The sequence below is a fragment of the Chryseobacterium sp. CT-SW4 genome (assembly GCF_048572715.1).
Lineage (GTDB): Bacteria > Bacteroidota > Bacteroidia > Flavobacteriales > Weeksellaceae > Chryseobacterium.
In genome coordinates this window covers 2,590,475-2,612,240 of record NZ_CP183840.1, presented here as the reverse complement: position 1 = coordinate 2,612,240, position 21,766 = coordinate 2,590,475, and the positions used below count along the sequence as shown (strand labels likewise).

Genomic DNA, 21,766 nt, shown 5'->3' with positions numbered 1-21,766 from the left:
ATCTGATGGAGTAATCGTCAGATTATCTCTTTTATACAATGAAATTCAGGACCGAAGTTGATATCAAAGAATCCGGACAAAAGATAGATATTGAAGATAAGATATTTTCAATAGGATCTTGTTTTGCCACGGAGATGTCGGAACTTTTTCAGCAGGGGCAACTTCAGACCGTCAATAACCCTTTTGGTACCATCTTTAATCCCTATTCCATTAATAATGCAGTAAAGAGACTGCATGATTCAGAATTTTATAATGAAGATGATCTGGTCACCTATAATGAAGAGTTTATTTCTTTAGACCATCATTCCAGCTTTAATACGAGATATATTCATAAAACGCTGGAAAAGATTAATGATAAAATAGAAGAGGGCAATCTTTTCCTGCAAAGTGCCGGCTGGATCATTATTACATACGGAACCTCTTTTATCTATGAGTTTACGCCGAAAAGCAGGCTGGTAGCCAATTGTCATAAAATTCCTCAGAAGTTTTTTGAAAAAAGACTTCTTACCCATACGGAACTGGTAGATTCCATTTATAACACTATTCTGAACCTTAAAGATATTTGTGTAGATGATGTTCAGATTTTATTCACTGTTTCACCGGTTCGTCATACAAAAGACGGAATGGTTGAAAATCAGCTCAGTAAATCCAAGCTGATCGCAGCTGTACATGAATGCATCTCAGTCTTTGAAAACTGTCATTATTTGCCTATTTATGAAATTTTGATGGATGATCTCCGGGATTACCGTTTTTATAAAGAAGATCTGATCCATCCGAGCTCTCAGGCGGTACAATACATATTTGAGAAATTTGGAACCGCTTATTTTTCTGAAGAGGCTAAAGATTTTATAGAAGAAAATTTTAAAATTAATAAAGCACTCGAGCATAAGACAAAGGATGAAAAAGATCCGAAATATCTGGAGTTCAGAGAAAAACTGGATAAAAGAATTGAAATTCAGCAAAGCAAGGTAAAACATAAAATATTTCAGGTTTCAAATGATTGACTTTACAGGTATTGATTATTTGAAGAGCGGGAACGAAAGGCAGAAAAAAGCGTATAATACTATTTCAAAATACCGGATATTTGAGAAGCTGCATAAGTTTTCTCCTGTTTTAGCCGGAACAATTCCCCTGGAAATAGATGTCCCCGGAAGTGATCTCGATATCATCTGTGAAATTAAAAATGAAGAAGACTTCCTAAACGCCCTTTATTCTCTTTTACCGGAAAATATTAATTTTACAATAGAAAAGGAAGTGATAGGAGATCAGGAATGTACTATTATGAATACAGTTTTAGATCATTTTCCTATTGAGATTTTCGGACAGAGGAAACCTTCCACAGAGCAGAATGCATACCGGCATATGATGGCCGAGTATACTATTTTAAAAGAAAGGGGAGAGGATTTTAAACAAAAAATAATAGAATTAAAGAAAAAAGGAATTAAAACAGAACCTGCATTTGGGATATTGCTTCATTTAGAAGATCCATATGAAGACCTGTTAAAAATGTAAAAATATGATTGATACCCATACCCATCTATATTCCGAGGAGTTTAACGAAGACAGGAAAGAGATGATACAGAGAGCTCTGGATAAAGGAGTAACAGAATTTTATCTTCCGGCGATAGATTCAGGTTCCCATGAGGCTATGCTTCAGCTGGAAGGTGAATATCCGGGACAGGTATTTTCCATGATGGGATTACACCCTTGCTATGTAAAACCGGAAACCTGGGAAAGAGAACTTGAAACGGTAAAAAAATATCTTGATCAGAGGGCTTTTCCCGCAATCGGAGAAATAGGAATTGACCTTTATTGGGATAAAACGACCTTGGATATACAAGTGAAAGCTTTTGAACAGCAAATCGACTGGGCTATTGAAAAAGACCTTTCGATTGTTATCCATACCCGTGAAAGTTTTGATGAAACCTTTGAAGTGTTGGAAAAAAAGAAACATCCCAAGCTTAGGGGAATATTCCATTGTTTTTCCGGTAACCTTGAACAGGCCCGACATGCCATTGATTTAAACTTTATTTTAGGCATCGGGGGAGTAGTCACTTTTAAAAATGGAAAAATAGACCAGTTTCTGCATGAAATTCCTTTAGAAAAGATCGTATTGGAAACGGATTCTCCTTATTTAGCACCGGTTCCTTACAGAGGAAAGAGAAATGAAAGTTCTTATCTGGATCTGGTGGTTGGAAAGCTTGTCAATATTTATAATAAAGATTTTTCAGAGATCGACAGGATCACTACCGAAAATGCCAGGAAATTATTTGTAGAAATATAAAAGAAAAGCCTTCTAAGAAGGCTTTATTTTTTTCGGGTAAAATTTTTGTTTTTAGGTTTTTTATAACCGACATCTTTTCTGGTAGCCGGTTTCGGTTTTTCATTTCCTGCGGCTACGGGCTTATTATTGGAATCCCTTTTCTGGGCTACAAGATTATTAGGATGGAACGGATGATCTTTAATAACAGGAATTTTCATTCCGATAAGCTTTTCCGTATTTTTTAAATTATTAAGGTCAAGTCCGTCCACAAATGAAAGGGATGTTCCTTCCGCACCTGCTCTTCCGGTTCTTCCGATCCGGTGAACATAGGTTTCGGAAACGTCGGAAAGTTCAAAATTGATCACAAATTTAAGCTCATCAATATCAATTCCTCTCGCTGCAATATCAGTAGCTACCAATACCCTTGTTTTACCGGACTTGAAATTATTTAAAGCATTCTGTCTCGCATTTTGGGATTTGTTCCCATGGATGGCTTCGGTGGAAATATTGGATTTTTGAAGTTTCCTTGCAATTTTATCTGCACCATGCTTGGTTCTCGAAAATACTAAGACGGATTCCGAAATATCATTTTGAAGAATATGGGTAAGAAGGTTCAGCTTATCCTCTCTTTCTACAAAATAAACGGATTGCTTAATGGTTTCTGCAGTTGAAGAAACCGGTGTTACTTCCACTTTTACAGGATTATGCAATATGGAATTAGCGAGCTTTTGTATTTCATCAGGCATTGTTGCGGAAAAGAATAATGTTTGTCTTTTCTGAGGCAATAGCTTTATAATTCTTTTTACATCATGTACAAAGCCCATATCCAGCATTCTGTCCGCTTCATCGAGGACAAATATTTCAAGGTTTTTTAGGCTGATGATTCCCTGGGAAACAAAGTCCAGTAATCTTCCCGGAGTAGCCACAAGGATATCCACTCCTTTTCTTAGCGCAGCTTCCTGATTTCCAGGCTTTACCCCTCCGAAAATAACCAGATGTTTTAAAGGTAAATATTTTCCGTAAGCCTTGATATTTTCTTCAATTTGTATGGCAAGCTCTCGGGTAGGAGTAAGAATAAGAGCTTTTATATGATTTCTCTTAGGCGTGTTGTCAGAAAGGTTCTGTAAAATAGGAATAGCGAATGCCGCTGTTTTACCAGTTCCGGTTTGGGCACATCCCAAAAAATCCCTTCCTTTTAAAATCTCAGGAATTGATTTTTCCTGAATGGGAGTAGGGTTGGTATACCCTTGTTCCTGTATTGCTTTTGCAATAGGTTCGATTAAATGTAAGTCTTTAAAATTCAAATGAATTGTTTTTAGTTTAAGTAAAAATTCCCTCCGTATGAAGGAATTGATTTTGCAAAGGTAGTCTAAATATTTTTAAGTATATTATTGCACTTTGACCCATTGCTGGTTATGCCTTAAATCCTCAAAAAATTTGTATACTTCCATTAATTTCTCATTTCCTCTTTTTCCGTAATCTTCTATATTTTTTTGGGTTCCGTCCTTAAACTGGATCCTAAGATAAGAGGTAGGAAGATCGGTAATGTTTCTTTCTCCATACTTATCATTCAGGTTTTTAACATTTAAGTCATCCAGTAAAGAGATCAGCCTGGAATAATCCGTATCTTTAATAGTAGTTTTAAATGTTCCTTCACGTTCTTTTGAAAAATCTGCTTTTGACGGATTTTTGGTGAAGTTAAAATGTTCTGCTTCAAGGACTGCTGTTTTATCCGGACTAATGGTTAGGGTAAAAACAGGGCAAAACCCAAAGCAGGCGCCAGCTTCATATTCTATCCTGGAATACTCTGACGGATTTTTCTGTGAACTGCATGAAAAAGCAAATATCAATGCCAGTACGCTTATAATATACTTCATAGTTTAGATTTAATGAACCTCCTCAATAAGTGTTCCAAAAAATAATACAATAATGTATTTGTTGAATGTAAATATTTTTAATACTGAAATATCACTTAGTTTAATGAGATAGCAGAAATGACTATTTTACTTTTTCCCAGTTCTGGCTGAACCTTAGGTCTGATAAGACCTGGTAAAAAGCTTTAAGTCCATAGGTCCCTGAAATTCCGGGCAGGGAATAATCGCGGATCTTTTTTGTTTTTCCGTTGCTATAAACAATAGTAAGTAAGGAAGTTATATTTTGATTATCTGTCCAGCTTCGGGAGTAATCATTTTGCAGATTGGAAAAATCAATATAATTCAGCATCTTTTCTAATTTTGCAAAATCCTCTGAAATCATTTGAGTAGTAAATTCTCCTTCCAGTTTTTCCGGTAGATTGTCCGTAGGATTTTCTATATAATTGCTGGATTTGGCTTTAAAAAGGGATTTTCCTTTTTTATTGAGCTCCAGGGTGAATATAGGACATTTCCCAAAGCACTTTCCGCTTTCATACGTAATTTTTTCTATGGGTAGCTGGGTAGGGGACGGATTGTACTCTACAAAAGTATCAAAGTTATAAGCTAATGTTTTGGTAATGTTCTTGTGAAGGGTTCTGAAAGGCTTAGTTTCAATATCCTCAGACTGCTGATCATAGAGAACTTCGATATAATCCCGCTGTCCATATTTCTTAATTATGGGTATAACTTTGCTGAACTGGTTAAAAAGTATATTTTCCAGTGAATAATGGTTCCCCATATCCATGATAATATTTACACTGAAATTAGCTGAATAATCTACCGTATTATTACCGTCATGATAGCTGCCTATACAGCATTTATTGTCGCCAATAAAAAGAAGGTCCGTTAATCCGTTACCATCAAAATCACCTTTATAAAAGCTTTTGTCGATCCCCAGGCTGTCGGCTATGGCCTTTGTTCGGGAATACACCACATATTGATGGAAATCCTGGATAGGAATCAATTCAAAATGAGTAAGGGTGGTATCGGATTTAATTGCAGACCGGATAAATTCCTGCACTTCAGTTTTACTTTTGAGTGCGTCTATTTTATTTTGAGCTAAAGAAAATGAGCTGAACCATACCAACAGGAACGCCCAATATTTTAATTTTGGGTAAAGAAAAACTTTATCCATGGAGTTTTTTCCATATAGCATCTTTTAATTCAGTTAATCCTTCTCCCGTTACTCCAGAGAAAAATAAAGGTTGCTTATTTTCCGGAAATTCGGCTGCGATTTCTTTTTTCAGTTCTTCATCCAGAAGATCGGATTTGGATATTGAAATGATAAAATCTTTATCTAAAAGCTCAGGATTATATTCTTTAAGCTCGTTTTCAAGGATTTTGAATTCCTGGAAATGGTCTTCGGAATCAGAAGGGATCAGAAACAGTAGGATCGCATTTCTTTCAATATGTCTTAAAAACCGGTGTCCTAAACCTTTCCCTTCGGCTGCGCCCTCTATAATTCCCGGAATATCAGCCATTACAAAAGATTTGTAATTTCTGTAGTCTACAATTCCGAGGTTTGGGGTAAGCGTTGTAAAGGCATAATCGGCGATTTTAGGTTTAGCAGCAGAAACTGAAGCTAAAAGAGTAGACTTACCTGCATTGGGAAAACCTACCAATCCTACATCCGCTAAAACTTTAAGTTCAAAAACGATATAACCTTCTTCACCGGGAAGACCGGGCTGCGCATATCTCGGTGTCTGATTGGTGGAAGATTTAAAGTGTTCATTTCCTAAACCTCCTTTTCCTCCATGCATAAGGATGATCTCCTGTCCGTCTTCCAGAATTTCACCGATGATTTCCCCTTCTTCATTTTTAGCAATGGTTCCGATAGGCACGTTGATATAAACATCAGCTCCGAAAGCTCCTGTCAATTGGTTTTTTCCACCGTTTTCTCCACGTTCGGCTTTTACATGCCGGGTATAGCGTAGAGGCAGTAAAGTCCATTCATGGGCATTTCCTTTCATGATAATATGACCTCCTCTTCCTCCATCACCACCATCTGGCCCTCCTTTAGGAATATATTTTTCACGGCGCAGGTGAGCAGAACCGGCTCCTCCGTGTCCGCTTTTACAATGAATCTTTACGTAATCTACAAAATTTGACATGTCCTGTAATTCAAGTTATGAGTGATGGGCTATGAATTATGAGCAGTACTCTTTCCGTAACTCATCACTCATCCCTTTTGATTATTTTATTTTTTCTACCTCAGCAAAAAGTTTTTGAGAAATCTCCTCAATTTCACCTACGCCGTTTACTTCTACATATTTTCCCTGTAACTTGTAAAGTTCGGCTACTTCTGCTGTTTTAGCATAGTATTCTTTAATTCTGTTTTGAATGATCTCCTCATTGCTGTCATCAGTTCTACCGCTTGTTTCTCCTCTTTTCAGCAATCTTTCCACCAATATTTTATCATCCACAATAAGGGAAAGGCAAATATCAATCTTATCATTCAGTTCTTCTTGAACGATTTTTTCCAGGGCTTCCGTCTGAGCAGCTGTTCTTGGATATCCGTCAAAGATAAACCCGTTGGCATCGGTTGGCTTTCTGATTTCGTCAATTAACATATCGGTTGTTACCTGATCAGGAACCAATTCTCCTTTATCGATATAAGATTTAGCCAGTTTCCCAAGCTCAGTATCGTTTTTCATATTGTATCTGAAAAGATCACCGGTTGAGATTTGCTTTAAATTGAATTTTTCGATTAGATTTTGGGCTTGAGTTCCTTTTCCGCTTCCCGGAGGACCAAACAAAACAATGTTTATCATAATGATAGTACGCTTTGGCAATGGGCGTTCGCTTTCTGCTTCCAGCTTTTTTAAGTTAATATTCTACTTTTCTATTTTGATTTAGCTTTTTATGATAACCAGCGGTTATCTTCCCAACTATTCGTTGATTCTTCCATCCTCCAGCTGATACAGATCTGAAAGGTTTCTGCCCAATTCATCATAATCCAAACCATAGCCAAGAACAAATTTGTTCGGGATCTCCTTCCCGATGTAGTCCAGTTTGAAATCTTTTTTGTAAACCTCCGGCTTTAATAAGAATGAAGCCAGTTTTACAGATTTCGGACGTTGGGTTTCCTTAAAATATTTAAAAAGGCTTTCTACTGTATTCCCTGTGTCTACAATGTCTTCTACCAGGATGATATGACGGTCTTTCACATCTTTGGTAAGCTCCATTTTCTGGTAAACGATTCCTGTGGACTCGGTCCCGGCATAAGAGCTCATCTGGATAAAAGCAATTTCACAATTTCCCGGATAATGTTTCAGAAGATCAGCAAAAAACATGATTACTCCATTCAGTACCCCGATAAAAACAGGCACTTCATCTTTATAATCCTCATAAATTTTTAATGCTGTAGCCTTTACAATTTCCTGAATCTCCGCATCCTTTAAATAAGGGACGAAATTTTTGTCGTGAACTTTAATGCTTTCCATATGATTTTTAGTAGGGCACAAAGTTAAGGATTTTTGATGAAAATGTTTTTATATTTAATTCTGGTAAGAGATTTGCAGTATATTTGTACCGATAAAACCTAATCATACCGACATGTAAAATATAATTTCTTTCAGATTGAAAAACAGTAACCCATCGGTTATTGAAGTTTAACCTTATTAATAAGAAAGAAATTATGATTTTTTTGCAACATATGTCCTTTGGGTTTTCTAATGGAAATCTTCTTTTCGATAATTTACAATTGACAATACCCTCTCATTCTGTTTCCGCACTCGTGGGAAATAACGGAACGGGAAAGTCTACTTTGCTCAAAATAATAAGTGGTGAGCTGGAGCCTTTAAGCGGGAGCATCCATACACAGGGTGATATTTTTTATGTGCCCCAGATGTTTGGCAGCTTTAATCATTTTACGGTGGCAGAATGCCTGAAAACAGATAAAAAACTGGAAGCTCTTCAAAGGATTACCAATGGGGAAGTAGATGAAATTTATTTTGAAATCTTAAATGATGACTGGGATATTGAAGAACGGTCGCAGCAGGCACTGGAATACTGGAAACTTGGAAATCTCAATGTTCACCAGAAACTCGAAGGCTTAAGCGGCGGCCAGAAAACAAAAGTTTTTCTGGCGGGAATTCAGATTAATCAACCTGATATTGTCTTGCTGGATGAGCCCACCAACCATCTGGACCTGGAAGGTAGAAAGCTGTTGTATGACTGGATCGTGAAAACGAGCTCCACGGTGGTTTTAATAAGCCATGACCGGACTCTTTTGAATCTTGTGAATACTATTTTTGAATTAAGCAATCAGGGAATTTCCACTTATGGCGGTAATTATGATCTATATGCCGCTCAAAAAGAGACGGAGCAGGAAGCTTTGCAAAATGATATTCATTCCAAAGAGCGTGCTTTAAAAAAAGCAAAGGAAAAAGAAAGGGAAACGCTGGAAAGAAAACAAAAGCTTGATGCAAGAGGGAAAGGGAAGCAGGAAAAATCCGGGGTAGCCAGGATTATGATGAACACACTCCGGAATAATGCTGAAAAAAATACTTCCAGGCTGAAAAGTATTCACGCGGAAAAGATCAGTGATATATCAGGAGATCTCAGGGAGTTGCGTTCTTCAGTGAAAAATGGGGGTCAGATGAAAGTGAACTTTGATGATTCGGGATTGCACACGGGAAAAATTTTAGTCTCGGCACATGATATTAATTTTAAATATAAGGAAGAAAATCTTTGGAAAGACAATATCAGTCTTGAGATCCGCAGTGGAGACAGGATTTCCATTAAAGGTCCCAATGGTTCAGGGAAAACAAGTTTAATTAATTTATTGCTTGGAAAATTGCAGCCGTCTGTTGGAAAAGTTATCCGCGCAGATTTTAATACGATTTATATTGATCAGGAATACTCCCTGATCGATAAAAATTCTACGGTTTATGATTTTGCACAGCGGTTTAATGATCAGGCGTTACCGGAATCGGAAGTGAAAACTTTGCTTTCGAGGTTTTTATTCGGAAAAGATACCTGGGATAAAAAATGCGGAGTGCTCAGTGGAGGTGAACGCTTAAGACTTCTTTTGTGTGGGCTTTCCGTCAGCAATAAAGCGCCGGATATGATTATTCTCGATGAACCTACCAATAATCTCGATTTGCAGAATGTGGAAATCCTAACTGATTCTATCAAGGATTATAAAGGAACATTGATCGTGATTTCCCATGATGAAGTTTTCCTTGAAGAAATTGAAGTAAAAAAAGAAATAGAACTTAATGGATAGGCTCATTCTGATAGAAGTGACGTAAACCTGTATTAAATAAACGACCTCGGAAAAAGAAAGCTTTAAGAAAATCACCTGTATGAACGTTGAGGAAATTCTACTGGTAAAAGAAAGAGAAATGGTACTTGTATCATAAATTCTCCATAATCCAGTCAGAGATCTCCTGAAGGATTTCCTCCCTGATTTCTTCATTCAGTATTTCATGACGCATTTCCGGATATAATTGTAAGCGTACTTTTTTAAAGCCGTCTTTTACCAGATGTTGAACTGTTTGTTGAACTCCTTTACCAAAGTCACCAATAGGATCATCCTCCCCACTGATAAATAAAAAAGGAAATGAAGTGGAAATATCCTTGGCCCAATGCCTTGAAGTAGCTTGTTTATAAATAGAAAACAGAGCGTAATACGCATTGTTGGTAAAAGGAATTCCGCATAGTTCATCCTGGGAAAAAGAATTCCTGTTAGCTGTACTAACACTGAGCCAGCTTGTGCTGCTGTAATCTTTATCCCTTTTGAAATGCCTGTTATTGACAAAATTGAAAAGACGGTTAAAAAGAGTTCTTTTATGGGAAGCTACTGCATTGGCCAATGAAAAATATCCTTTCAATAATCCGATACCAGTCATGCTTCCTCCTGTTCCGGTGATAATAGCCCCTGCTAACTTCGGGCTGTTTTTTTGAAGGACACATCGGGTAATAAACGACCCCATCGAATGCCCCAAAATAAAATGCGGTACATTTTTATATTGATCAGAAATATACTGACTCATTTTTTCAGCGTCATTAATAAGTTTTTCCGCTGGTTGTCGGGAATGAAAGAAACCCAGGTCTTTTTTCTCATTAATGGATTTGCCATGTCCTATGTGATCATAAGTGAGGACGACTATTCCGCGGGAAGCAAAATATTCTGCAATTTCAGCATATCTTCCACTGTGCTCCTGCATCCCGTGAATGATGAGTAGGGTAGCTTTAATTTCCTTTTCCGGAGAGAACAGGGTATAGAAAAGCTTTGAATGAGTGATGCTGTTTGTCAAGTATTCTGATTTTTGCAGGATCATTTTGATGGGTTTGCTTTAATCAAAGATACGTATATAGATTTAGGTTTTTATGTTGAAAGGATTTCATTCATCTAATCTGGATAAAATATCCATTTTTTGATGAAGGATTCGGACGATCTCAATTTTATTATTCTTAAAATTAATTCTGTAGAATATGAAATGTAATTTAACTCTCGAACAAAAATAACCTTTTCTTACTTCATTGTAATCTTTTCCGGATTTTGGGTTTTTGGAGAGATATTCAATTTCACTTATTAATAAATTGAAATAATGATCAGCTTGTTCTTGAGACCAAATTTCAAAGGTATAAAGCCATATCTTTTCTAAATCAATTACTGCCTGTTTACTGATTGTATACTTCATGAATCAGTAGAGTATTTTTTATGAAGATTTGCTAAGAATTTTTTGTGGTCAAAATTTTCTACAAACCCGGCTTTCTCTCCTTTTTTGAGTTCTTTTACTAATTCTGATTTTTTAGTTTCTTCGTATTCAAACATTCTTAAGGCAGCTCTTATAACCTCGCTTGCAGAAGAGAATTTTCCCGACTTAATCTGTTGATTAATAAAATTGTCGAAATAATCACCTAATAAAATGGATGTATTTTTTGGCATATTGATAATTTTAAATCAAAAATACCAATAATTGGTATATTTCCAAAATTAAATAGATTAATATTTTTTAAACCTTTTTTATAGAGAATCGCTTTTTTAATTCATCAAATCTCATAGTATTATAATTAATAAAGCACATGCAAAATTCATTTACCTTTTCATGTCTTTTTACAAGGGGAATATGTCCGAGGCCATTTATTTTTAGACTTTTTTCTATAGCTTGAAAAGCATAATTCCCTAGTGACATCTTCTTAATACTATTTATATTTATTAATAACTTGGGATTGTCAATTTTATGGAATGAAGAAATTTATTTAATTTGATCTCTGTTCCGGGAGATCGAATTGTAAACATAATTTGGGAATCTAATTTTTTCCCTGTTAAATAATCTTGATTAATTTCTTCAATGGAATGGTAAAACTTCTCCTCAATGCTTGTATTGTCATTCCAATACCAAGGATTAGATTTAGTGACATATACTCCTTGAATGGATGGTGAATGGAGTATTTTCAATTTGAATCTGAATAGAACGGGACCATATTTATTAGCACGATTATATCTTGAGTGCAGATCTTCTCCATCTAGAAAAACAGAATCCCATACATCAAATTTTTTATCTTCTTCATCGGACTTTTGGGGTGTCTGATAATAATGTTTTTTCTCAACGTAATGACGAGACAATAGGGCCCTATTTTCGATGAAAGTAAGAGATGTAGATATTGTATTTGCATGATGTAAATATTGTATTCCTTTCTTTTTTAAAGCCTGATAAATTTCTTTAGGAGATAATTTATATTTGTCCATTTTTTAGGTAATTAGTTTAATCAAATTTAAAAAGTCGATAAACACAAAAAAAACGGGAAACCGTAAAATTATTTCCTTTCCCTCAAAAAAATAATTTTTCCACATAATTTGGCTACCATATTTTTTCAGAGTAATTTTGTGCGAATCTAAAATAAAAGTAAAATATGTCAACTTACGTAGTTGTAGGTCTTCAGTATGGAGATGAAGGTAAAGGAAAAATCACTGATGTTTTATCCGCAAAATCGGATTATGTTGTACGTTTCCAGGGGGGCGACAACGCAGGTCACACCGTGTATGTGGGTGAAGAAAAATTCGTATTGCACCTTCTTCCTTCAGGAGTTCTTCAATGTAAAGGGAAATGTATCATTGCAAACGGAGTAGTGGTAAACCCTAAATCTTTCATTAAGGAAATTAAGCAGATTGAGGACAAAGGACTGAAAACAGATCATGTTTTCATCAGCAGAAGAGCGCATGTGATCATGCCTTACCATATTCTTTTGGATACATACCGTGAAGAAGAACATGGAGGAACACAGATCGGAACTACCAAAAAGGGAATCGGGCCTTGTTATGAAGATAAAATAGCAAGAGTGGGAATCAGAATGGTAGACCTTTTAAACCCGGAAATTCTTAGAGAAAAAATTGAAAAGAATTTAAAAGTTAAAAATTCCCTTTTTGAAAAATACTATGGAAAGCCGGCTTTAGATGTTGAAGAGATCTACAATGAATTTTTAGAGATAGGAAAGCAGCTTCAGGACAGAATCGTTGATACGGAGCTGGAACTAAACGAAGCGATCCATGAAGGAAAAAATATCCTGTTTGAAGGAGCACAGGCTTTAATGCTTGATATCGATTTCGGAACCTATCCGTATGTGACTTCATCTTCTCCGTCTACCGGAGGGGTTTGTACAGGAGCAGGAGTTCCGCCTACATCCCTTCAAAATTTGATCGGGGTAGCAAAGGCATATTGTACCAGAGTTGGAAACGGACCTTTCCCTTCCGAACTGGATAATGAGTTGGGAGAGAAGATCAGACAGGTAGGTCATGAATTTGGTGCTACTACGGGAAGACCGAGAAGAACAGGCTGGCTAGACCTTGTTTCTTTAAAGCACGCTTGTATGATCAATGGAATTAATAATCTCGTGATTACTAAATTAGACGTTCTTACAGGGATTGATACCTTGAAAATTGCAACGAAGTACAAAACCGAAGACGGAAAAATCATTGATTATTTCACTTCTTCCACCACTAAACTTTATGATTACGAAGCGCTCTATGAAGAGCTTCCGGGATGGACCGAAGATATTACGAAAGCAAGAAGCTATGATGAACTTCCTGCTAATGCCCAGAAATATATTGAATTTATTGAGGAGTATTTAGGAATCAATGTGTATCTTGTTTCTGTAGGACCGGAAAGAAGTCAGAATATTATCAGAAAAGAATTATTTTAAGCATAATTAAATAAATAAGAAAAAGAGGATCCATCAGGATCCTCTTTTTTTATGGAAATCAGCTTCTGGACCGCTTTACCCGTTACAGTTGTTATGGCTGATTAATTGTTGTTTGATATTTTGTTATAATATTTTTTAAAACTATGTGATATTGTTTGATTTTTGGCAAATATTTTGATATTGTTTCAATACTTATCGATAAGGAGTATAAAACTAATAATCATCATTTATTAACAATTTAAATATTTACTAGTGATGAAAAACCTACACCAGAATGAGGAGTTTCGATTGAATGAAATTCTTTTTGAGCATCGTAATAAAGACTATGGTGCTTATGTTTTAAGAAATGAGTCAGACAGAATACTAACGAAATCGCTTTTTATAGGAGTGGGTTTATTAGCTGCAGTTTCTATTACTCCAATGGTAATTTCTTCTTTTTTAAAAGTTGAACCTGTGGAAGCTCTGCCCCCGATATTTGGACTCCCTCCACAAGTAGATGTAGAAATTCCTGAAAAGGTTCCACCACCGGCTCAAGCTGTTCCTCAAACACAGACTCCTCCAAAACAATATGATAGTACGGTTCCGACACCTACAGCTGGAGCACGCGAAACTCCTAAAGAGCCCATTCCGGATGACGCAGTGGCAGGAATTAAAAACGATTTTAAAGCGGAGCCTGTTAAATCTGACGGGTACATTCCGGTAACACCTGCCATAGGTACGGGAAGAACCGTGGCACCGCCTCAGATATTACCTCCTTCCACACCGCAGGTTCCCAATGATCACGTGGCGGACGGAAGTGAATTAAGCGTAGAGGCGAACTTTGTAGGAGGAATTGATTCGTTCAGAACGAAAGTGATGGATAGATTCGATAACTCAGGTTTTGAGGGAACCGATGGTGTGATGACCACTACCGTTACCTTTATTGTAGAAAGGGACGGAACTATTTCCGGAATTAAAGCCAATGGAAAAGATGCGGATTTTAATAACGAAGCGTTGAGAACCATTAAATCTATTAAGGGAAAATGGATTCCCGGAAAAAATAAAAAAGGAGAACCCGTGAGAAGTTATTTCAAATTTCCGATTTCTATGAAATTTGAATAATCTATATCAAAAACAAATCTTGACAGTTATCCACAAAGAATATTTTTTGTGGATAATTTTTTTTAGTCTTAAATTGCTTATTAACAATATTTTAACTCAAATTCCCTTTTCTTCATTCATTGATAGCAAAGAAAAAAGTGTATTTTTGAAGTTTAAAGTTCTAATAATGGCAAAAATTATAGGTATTGCTAATCAAAAAGGAGGAGTAGGAAAGACTACGACAGCCGTAAATTTAGCTGCAGCATTAGGGGTATTGGAAAAGAAAATATTAATCATTGATGCCGACCCTCAGGCCAATGCAACATCAGGTTTAGGAGTTGAAGAAGTTCAGTATTCAACCTATAATTTACTTGAACACAGTGTGGATACCAAAAGCTGTATTCAGAAAACGAGTACGCCGAATCTGGATATTGTACCTTCACACATTGATCTGGTTGCCGCCGAAATCGAATTGGTGGACAAAGATGACCGTGAATATATGCTTAAAAAAGCACTGGAGAGTGTAAGAGATGAATATGACTTCATCATTATAGACTGTGCTCCGAGCTTAGGGCTTATTACCGTGAATGCACTTACGGCAGCAGATTCCGTTATTATTCCGATCCAGTGTGAGTACTTTGCATTGGAAGGACTCGGAAAGTTGTTGAATACAGTTAAGAATGTTCAGAAGATCCACAACAAGGATTTAGATATAGAAGGGCTTTTACTCACCATGTATGACAGCAGGTTAAGGCTGTCCAATCAGGTCGTGGAAGAAGTCAATGCACACTTCCCTGAAATGGTTTTTGAAACGATTATCAGTAGAAATGTCAGATTAAGTGAAGCACCGAGTTTCGGAGAAAGTATCTTAAACTACGATGCCGAAAGCAAAGGAGCTATCCAATATATTCAATTGGCGGAAGAAGTTCTGCTTAAGAATGAAAATTTAGTTAAAAATTAATGAGTTTAAAAGCTGAGTTATTATAATGAAGGACAAGAAAAGAGCAATGGGGCGTGGTTTAGGTGCCATACTGAGCGCAGAATCCAAAGCAACAATCAATTCTGCTACAGATGAAGGAGCGGATAAGTTCGTAGGTAACATCGTTGAAATAGCTATTGAAGATATTTATCCCAATCCAACTCAGCCAAGAACTTACTTTGATGAAAAAGCCCTTAATGAGCTTGCCCAATCCATTAAGAACCTGGGAGTAATCCAGCCGGTTACTTTAAGAAAAGATGGGGCGAAATTTGAAATCATATCAGGGGAAAGACGTTACCGTGCAAGTAAAATTGCAGGATTAACTTCCATTCCGGCCTATATCCGTCTGGTGAATGACCAGGAACTGCTGGAAATGGCCCTTGTAGAAAATATTCAGAGAGAAGACCTTGACTCCATCGAAATTGCACTCACCTATCAAAGGCTTTTGGATGAAATCGGGATGACCCAGGAAAATCTGAGCCAGAGAGTAGGAAAGGACAGAAGTACCATTACCAACTCTATCCGTTTATTAAGACTAAGCCCTGATATCCAGAATGCAATCCGGAGCGGGGAAATTTCAGCAGGTCATGGAAGAGCGATTATCAGTCTGGATAATGAAGAACTGCAGAAGATATTATTTGATAAAATAATTAAGGAAAAACTTAATGTCCGTCAGGCTGAACAAGCTGCAGCAGCTCTTAAAAATCCGGCTTCATCCGTAGCGACAAAAGCCAAGGCTGAACTTTCGAATAATTATAAGAAAGCTCAAAAGACCATTGCAGATATTTTAGATGTAAAAGTGGAAATCAAAACCTCCGGAAACGGTAAAAAAGGTAAAATTGTCCTGGACTTCAAAAATGAAGAAGAACTGGAATATATTTTATCCCATATTAAATAAATGAAGAAAGTACTTTTCACATTCTTTTTGTGTGTATTTGCACTCGCCTATACACAAGTAAATCCTAACGATACGATCCGGGTAGAATATCATCCTAAGGATAGTATCTCTGCTGCCAAACCTTCCAAAACCGAAGCCGCAGTAGTAGAAGATCTGGAGAACGCCAACGGTCCTACCCAAAAAGTATTAAAGCTTAATCCTACAAAAGCAGGATTATACTCAGCGGTGTTACCGGGACTGGGCCAATACTATAATAAAAAATACTGGAAGATTCCCATTGTTTGGGGAGCAGTAGGTGTAGGAGCCGGAATTGCAATCTGGAATGATAATCAGTATAAAAAATACAGAGAATATTATGTAGCCAAGCTGAACGGAACTCCTAACGAATTTGTGGACAGCCATCCGTGGTTAGACAAAGTAGCTTTGGGGAATGCTCAGGACAGAGCGAAGAGACAGAGGGATTATGCCATTGCTATTACAGGGCTGATTTATATCCTCAATATTGTAGATGCCGTGGTAGATGCCCACCTTTACGAAGGACGTCATGACCCGGATCTTACTTTCAGTCCGGCAGTGATCCAGGATAATTTTGGAATTAATCCGCCTAAAACAGGACTGAGCTTAAGTTACAGATTTTAAAAAAAAATACAAATTAATTTATGAAAATAGCATTAGTCGGATATGGGAAAATGGGTAAAATAATAGATGAAATAGCTACCCAGAGAGGACATGAAGTAGTTGCCCGTCTCAAAGAAACCCCAACCGCTGATAATCTGAACAACCCTGATGTCGTGATTGAATTTTCACTGCCGGAGGTTGCCTTTGAAAATATTAAAGCCTGCCTTGAAAATAAAATACCCGTTATTTGTGGAACGACCGGATGGCTGGATCAGAAGGAAGAAATTGAAAAACTTGCAGTAGCTAATGGTACTGCTTTCTTATACGGATCCAATTTCAGCTTAGGAGTTAATTTATTCTTTGCCCTGAATGAAAAGCTGGCCGATCTGATGAAAAATGTGGAAGGATATGCTTGTCAGATGGAAGAAATCCACCATATTCACAAAAAAGATGCGCCTAGTGGTACCGCGATTTCCCTGGCAGAAGGAATTATAAAGAATAATCCTAAATTTAACGCCTGGAAGCTGGATGAAACGGTGGATGATCAGCTTGGAATTTTTGCCATCAGGGAAAATGAAGTTCCGGGAACCCATAGTGTTTTCTACAGAAGCGAAGTGGATGAAATTGAAATCAAGCATACCGCTTTCAATAGAAATGGATTTGCCCTGGGAGCAGTAGTGGCAGCGGAATGGATAAAAGATAAAAAAGGAAACTTCTCCATGAAGGATGTTTTAGGGCTTTAATTTGTAACAAAGTACTGAAGCAGTAAACTAATAAGATGTTATTAAACACAAATTATTAACCGATACAGGTAACAAAATTTATGAATTACTTTTTAACCTATACAGTATACGTGCTTATTTTATCCTTATTAATGGGGATTTCTACATGGAAGCTGTTCAAGAAAATGGGGTATAATCCAATCTTTGCTTTTATACCTTTTTATAATTATTTCATTATTCTTAAAGAAACCAAACATCCGAAATGGTGGGCTATTTTGTCTTACCTCCCTATTGTAGGACCTATCATGATGTCGGTTTTTCATCTTTATTTAATGAAGAAGTTCGGAAAGACATTGTTTCAGCACCAGCTGCTTACGGTAATCCTTCCGTTTATTTATATGGCAACGGTAAACTATTCCAAAGATGTGGAAATAGAAAATGAAGCCGAAGAAATTTACTTTGCGGGAGAAGAAAAAGAAGCTAGAAAGAAAGACTCTTTTATCGGTTCTATCACCTTTGCAGTAGTTTTTGCCACAATCATTCACGTTTTTGTTACCCAGCCTTTCGGGATTCCTACAGGATCTATGGAAAGAACTTTATTAGTAGGGGATTTCCTTTTCGTTAATAAATGGAGCTACGGGTACAGATTGCCTATGCGTCCATTGGCTATTCCTTTCTTACAGGGAACGATTATGGATACCGGAGAGCCGGGAAATCCTAAAGATGATCCTAAATCTTATGTGGATGGAGTAAAACTTCCTTACGAAAGAATTTTCCAGTTCAAAAAGCCGCAGAGAAATGATGTCGTAGTATTTAACTATCCTCAGGATTCAGTACATACGGCAATAGACAGAAAAGACCCTTATGTAAAAAGATGTGTTGCAGCAGCAGGAGATACTTTTGAAATGAGAGCCGGAAGACTGTTTGTAAATGGAAAACCGGAAGTAGTTTTAGGCGATCAGGAAATACAACATGCCTATACTGTGGAAACAGGAGCACAATTGGATATTCCGGGATTATACAATACCTATGGATTCTTACCGGTAAGAGAAATGCAGACGGAAAAAGGTTTCGTATATGCTTTTCAGGGGCTTACTGATAAAACGGCAGCAGATATAAAGGCATTACCTAGTGTAATTGCAATGGAAGAAAGTATCTATCCAAAAGATTCAGCTACCATTTCTTATAAATTAAATGCTGATAAAACAGCCTATACCAAAACAATAGATACCACACAATCCATTTTCCCGATTAATAAACCATGGAATCAGGATTGGTATGGTCCTGTCAGAATTCCTAAAAAAGGAGATGTGGTAGCGATCAATCAGGAAACCCTTCCTATGTATCAATGGATCATATCAGAATACGAGCACAACAGCCTTGAAAATAAGAATGGAAAAATCCTTATCAATGGTCAGGAAGCTAATCAATATACGATTAAACAGGATTATTATATGATGGTGGGAGATAACAGGGATGCCTCCCTGGATGCGAGGTTCTTTGGATTTGTTCCTGAGGAAAATATCGTAGGGAAGCCGATGTTCACCTGGATGAGTTTACAGGGAGCATTTAAAGATGCAAGTTCTACTTACCAGGCTCCGTTCAAGATCCGTTGGGACAGGATGTTTAAAGCAACCAATACCGGAGAGGCCAATAAAACATCTTACTGGTGGATTGCAGCAATGATCCTTATTCTGTTCTTCGGATGGGAATATTTTGTAAAGCTTTTCAAAAAGAAAAAAACGGAAGAATAATAAAATAAAATTAAAAATAGAATGAAGTATTTGAGAAAATACTTCATTTTTGTATAATGAATATGAAGAATGTATTATTACCGGTATTTTATTTACCGCCGATTTCCTGGTTTTCGGTGTTTTTAGAAGCTGAAAATAGAATGCTGGAACAGTTTGAAAACTTTCCCAAGCAGACGTACAGGAACAGAGCTAATATCTATGGAGCCAACGGCAAATTATCCCTTATCATACCCATTAATCATAACGGGAAAAGGGTCATGAAAGACATTGAAGTATCTGAATCGGAAGACTGGAGAAAGCTTCATTGGAAATCTATCAAAACAGCTTATCAGAGTTCTCCGTATTTTGAATTTTATGAAGATAAGTTCATACGTATATTTGAAGAAAAGGAAAAATACCTGTTGGATTTTAATTTAAAGAGCATTGAAGTTATTCAGCAGATATTTAAAACCGAAAAGGCATACTCTTTGAATGAAGAATATATCAAAAATCCTGAAGAAACGGATTTCAGGGAAAAATTCTCTGCCAAATCACCCTCAGAATTTGAGATGGAAGAATATTATCAGACGTTTTCCGATAAATTAGGATTTGTAAAAGATTTATCGGTTCTGGATTTAATTTGTAACAAAGGACCGGAATCTCTGACTTATTTAAAAAATATTAAACAATTATACTAACATGAGAAAAATATTTTTAGCTGCAGTTTTTTTGACAGGCTTTAATGTCGCTTTTGCACAGGAAGCTCAAGGAGCAAATATAGATCCTAAAGAAAATAAGGATTTAATGACTTGGTATCATAAAGATTATGCTTCAACGAAAGTATATGGGATAAATACCGAAAATGCCTATAAATATTTGGAATCTAAAGGTTTAAAACCTAAAACTGTAGTGGTTGGGGTGTTAGATAGTGGTGTTCAGGTGGACCATCCGGGATTGGTGAAAAATGTTTGGACCAATCCGAATGAAGTGCCAAACAACGGTAAAGATGATGATGGAAACGGATATATTGATGATATTCATGGCTGGAACTTTATCGGAGGGAAGAATGGAGATGTAGATATTGATAATATGGAAGTAACCCGTGTGGTGAAAAAATATAAGCCTGTATTCGAAGGTGATGATTCTGCAAAAAATAAAGCCAATCAGACCAAAATGCCGGAAGAATTTGCAATGTATATGAAGTCAAAAGAGTTGCACACTAAAAAGAGTGTGGAAGCAAGACAGAACTTTCAGACATATACTATGCTTAACGAATTGATTCCTACTATGGTTAAGCTTTTAGGAGGTAAACCTGTAACTCCGGAAAATGTAGCAGCTATAAAGCCGGCAGACCAGAACGAAGCAATTGCCGTACAGGTATTGACGCAGGTTTCTCAAAGCCCGGATTTTAAAGGAAAATCTTCTGCCGAATTCGAAAAAGGAATGAAGGAGCAGATGAAAGAAGCTTTAGATTATTTCGGGCCGCAGGAAAAACAATATAACCTGGATTATGATCCGAGAGCTGAAATAGTGGGCGATAACTATGACGACTATTCGGAAAAAAACTATGGGAATAACCATTATGAAGGACCGGACGCTGAACACGGTACCCACGTAGCAGGAATTATTGCCGGATTACCACAAGGAAAAGAAGTGCAGTACGGAGTCGCTTCCAAAGTGGCAAAAATTATGTCCGTAAGAACCGTTCCGAATGGAGATGAAAGAGATAAAGACGTTGCCAATGCCATCAGATATGCAGTAGATAACGGAGCTAAAGTTTTAAATATGAGCTTCGGTAAACCGGTTTCTCCAGGTAAAAATGTAGTTTGGGATGCTTTTAAATATGCTGAAGATAAAGGTGTTTTATTAGTGAAAGCAGCAGGTAATGAAAATGAAGACGTAGCAGAACATCTGGCTTATCCTACCAACTTTAAAAATGTAACGGATGATAAGCCGTTTGTAACCAACGTCATGGTGGTAGGTGCAAGTACCAATAAAAATAACGAGCTGAGAGCAAGTTTCTCCAATTACAATAAAAAAATGGTGAATGTATTTGCTCCGGGAGAAGAAATCTACTCCACAGTTCCTAAAAATGAATATAAATATTTACAGGGAACATCAATGGCTTCACCGGTAGTAGCAGGAGCGGCAGCGGTTTTATTAGCCTATATGCCGGGACTTAGTCCGGCTCAGGTGATTGAATCTCTGGTAAAAACAAGCAACCCGAATACCGAGAATGGATTTGCGGACTACTCGCAGGCAGGAGGTGTTATAGACTTGGAAAAAGCAGCTGAATATGCGTATACCAATTTTTATAACGGAAAATCTTCCAATGTGAAAAAAGCCGGAAAAGCAGCAAAAAAGGCTGCTAAAAAATAAAATAAATTCATTATTTGAACCTTATAAA

23 protein-coding genes are annotated in these 21,766 nt (G+C 36.9%); 13 read left to right on the top strand and 10 right to left on the bottom strand.

Translation table 11 applies throughout. From position 1 onward, the window contains the following. Positions 1 to 38 precede the first annotated feature (38 nt). Genes ABJ974_RS11775 through ABJ974_RS11765 form a run of 3 tightly spaced genes read left to right on the top strand, consistent with a single transcriptional unit; the run spans position 39 to position 2,284 of the window. A complete protein-coding gene (locus tag ABJ974_RS11775) occupies positions 39 to 1,004 on the top strand; it encodes a GSCFA domain-containing protein (protein WP_419868442.1) in 966 nt (321 codons plus the stop codon). Next, positions 997 to 1,512: a DUF4269 domain-containing protein gene (locus tag ABJ974_RS11770; RefSeq protein ID WP_419868441.1), complete on the top strand. Its 516-nt coding sequence runs from the start codon at positions 997 to 999 to the stop codon at positions 1,510 to 1,512. Before ABJ974_RS11775 ends, ABJ974_RS11770 begins: the two co-directional genes overlap by 8 nt. A gap of 4 nt (positions 1,513 to 1,516) precedes the next feature. Further along, complete coding sequence (locus ABJ974_RS11765; RefSeq protein WP_419868440.1) at positions 1,517 to 2,284, top strand: TatD family hydrolase; 768 nt, start codon at positions 1,517 to 1,519, stop codon at positions 2,282 to 2,284. Between the two features lie 23 nt (positions 2,285 to 2,307). On the opposite strand, the gene ABJ974_RS11760 is transcribed toward ABJ974_RS11765, so the two are convergent. The 6 genes from ABJ974_RS11760 to ABJ974_RS11735 all read right to left on the bottom strand — a co-directional run bounded on the left by ABJ974_RS11760 (position 2,308) and on the right by ABJ974_RS11735 (position 7,619). Beyond that, entirely contained in the window at positions 2,308 to 3,567 is a 1,260-nt protein-coding gene (locus tag ABJ974_RS11760; protein ID WP_419868439.1) for a DEAD/DEAH box helicase, read from the bottom strand. An 84-nt stretch (positions 3,568 to 3,651) separates the two neighbouring features. Further along, on the bottom strand, positions 3,652 to 4,140 hold the full coding sequence (locus ABJ974_RS11755; RefSeq protein ID WP_419868438.1) for a DUF6438 domain-containing protein: 489 nt from the start codon (positions 4,138 to 4,140) through the stop codon (positions 3,652 to 3,654). 121 nt (positions 4,141 to 4,261) lie between these two features. Beyond that, positions 4,262 to 5,311, bottom strand: a complete 1,050-nt coding sequence (locus ABJ974_RS11750; RefSeq protein ID WP_419868437.1) for a DUF6438 domain-containing protein — start codon at positions 5,309 to 5,311, stop codon at positions 4,262 to 4,264. Beyond that, positions 5,304 to 6,287, bottom strand: a complete 984-nt coding sequence (gene obgE / locus ABJ974_RS11745; protein ID WP_419868436.1) for a GTPase ObgE — start codon at positions 6,285 to 6,287, stop codon at positions 5,304 to 5,306. Before obgE ends, ABJ974_RS11750 begins: the two co-directional genes overlap by 8 nt. Before the next feature lie 81 nt (positions 6,288 to 6,368). Then, positions 6,369 to 6,947 (bottom strand): adenylate kinase, encoded by a 579-nt coding sequence (locus ABJ974_RS11740; RefSeq protein WP_419868435.1) that lies wholly within the window; start codon positions 6,945 to 6,947, stop codon positions 6,369 to 6,371. 117 nt (positions 6,948 to 7,064) lie between these two features. Then, positions 7,065 to 7,619 (bottom strand): phosphoribosyltransferase, encoded by a 555-nt coding sequence (locus ABJ974_RS11735; protein WP_419868434.1) that lies wholly within the window; start codon positions 7,617 to 7,619, stop codon positions 7,065 to 7,067. Between the two features lie 194 nt (positions 7,620 to 7,813). On the opposite strand from ABJ974_RS11735, the gene ABJ974_RS11730 reads away from it, so the two are divergent. Further along, complete coding sequence (locus tag ABJ974_RS11730; RefSeq protein WP_419868433.1) at positions 7,814 to 9,406, top strand: ABC-F family ATP-binding cassette domain-containing protein; 1,593 nt, start codon at positions 7,814 to 7,816, stop codon at positions 9,404 to 9,406. Positions 9,407 to 9,536: 130 nt separating this feature from the next. Here ABJ974_RS11730 and ABJ974_RS11725 read toward each other — a convergent pair whose 3' ends face one another. From ABJ974_RS11725 to ABJ974_RS11710, 4 genes are all read right to left on the bottom strand, one after another. Next, the gene (locus ABJ974_RS11725; RefSeq protein WP_419868432.1) at positions 9,537 to 10,439 is read right to left on the bottom strand and encodes an alpha/beta fold hydrolase; all 903 of its coding nucleotides are present in this window, start codon (positions 10,437 to 10,439) and stop codon (positions 9,537 to 9,539) included. Positions 10,440 to 10,526: 87 nt separating this feature from the next. After that, positions 10,527 to 10,826, bottom strand: coding sequence for a type II toxin-antitoxin system RelE/ParE family toxin (locus ABJ974_RS11720; RefSeq protein WP_419868431.1), 300 nt, complete (start codon positions 10,824 to 10,826; stop codon positions 10,527 to 10,529). After that, positions 10,823 to 11,074: a type II toxin-antitoxin system ParD family antitoxin gene (locus ABJ974_RS11715; protein WP_419868430.1), complete on the bottom strand. Its 252-nt coding sequence runs from the start codon at positions 11,072 to 11,074 to the stop codon at positions 10,823 to 10,825. Before ABJ974_RS11715 ends, ABJ974_RS11720 begins: the two co-directional genes overlap by 4 nt. 270 nt (positions 11,075 to 11,344) lie before the next feature. After that, complete coding sequence (locus ABJ974_RS11710; protein WP_419868429.1) at positions 11,345 to 11,878, bottom strand: hypothetical protein; 534 nt, start codon at positions 11,876 to 11,878, stop codon at positions 11,345 to 11,347. A gap of 164 nt (positions 11,879 to 12,042) precedes the next feature. Here ABJ974_RS11710 and ABJ974_RS11705 point away from each other — a divergent pair, with 164 nt between their 5' ends. From ABJ974_RS11705 to ABJ974_RS11665, 9 genes are all read left to right on the top strand, one after another. Further along, entirely contained in the window at positions 12,043 to 13,329 is a 1,287-nt protein-coding gene (locus tag ABJ974_RS11705; protein WP_419868428.1) for an adenylosuccinate synthase, read from the top strand. A gap of 255 nt (positions 13,330 to 13,584) precedes the next feature. Then, positions 13,585 to 14,430 (top strand): energy transducer TonB, encoded by an 846-nt coding sequence (locus tag ABJ974_RS11700; protein WP_419868427.1) that lies wholly within the window; start codon positions 13,585 to 13,587, stop codon positions 14,428 to 14,430. Between the two features lie 166 nt (positions 14,431 to 14,596). Beyond that, a complete protein-coding gene (locus ABJ974_RS11695; RefSeq protein WP_419868426.1) occupies positions 14,597 to 15,370 on the top strand; it encodes a ParA family protein in 774 nt (257 codons plus the stop codon). A gap of 25 nt (positions 15,371 to 15,395) precedes the next feature. Next, positions 15,396 to 16,286, top strand: coding sequence for a ParB/RepB/Spo0J family partition protein (locus ABJ974_RS11690; RefSeq protein WP_419868425.1), 891 nt, complete (start codon positions 15,396 to 15,398; stop codon positions 16,284 to 16,286). Then, on the top strand, positions 16,287 to 16,925 hold the full coding sequence (locus ABJ974_RS11685; RefSeq protein ID WP_419868424.1) for a DUF5683 domain-containing protein: 639 nt from the start codon (positions 16,287 to 16,289) through the stop codon (positions 16,923 to 16,925). A gap of 20 nt (positions 16,926 to 16,945) precedes the next feature. Next, positions 16,946 to 17,647, top strand: a complete 702-nt coding sequence (gene dapB, locus ABJ974_RS11680; protein WP_419868423.1) for a 4-hydroxy-tetrahydrodipicolinate reductase — start codon at positions 16,946 to 16,948, stop codon at positions 17,645 to 17,647. 80 nt (positions 17,648 to 17,727) lie between these two features. Then, positions 17,728 to 19,380: a signal peptidase I gene (gene lepB / locus ABJ974_RS11675; protein ID WP_419868422.1), complete on the top strand. Its 1,653-nt coding sequence runs from the start codon at positions 17,728 to 17,730 to the stop codon at positions 19,378 to 19,380. A gap of 56 nt (positions 19,381 to 19,436) precedes the next feature. After that, positions 19,437 to 20,057, top strand: a complete 621-nt coding sequence (locus ABJ974_RS11670) for a WbqC family protein (RefSeq protein WP_419868421.1) — start codon at positions 19,437 to 19,439, stop codon at positions 20,055 to 20,057. A gap of 1 nt (position 20,058) precedes the next feature. After that, entirely contained in the window at positions 20,059 to 21,738 is a 1,680-nt protein-coding gene (locus tag ABJ974_RS11665) for a S8 family serine peptidase (protein ID WP_419868420.1), read from the top strand. The last annotated feature ends 28 nt before the right edge of the window (positions 21,739 to 21,766 follow it).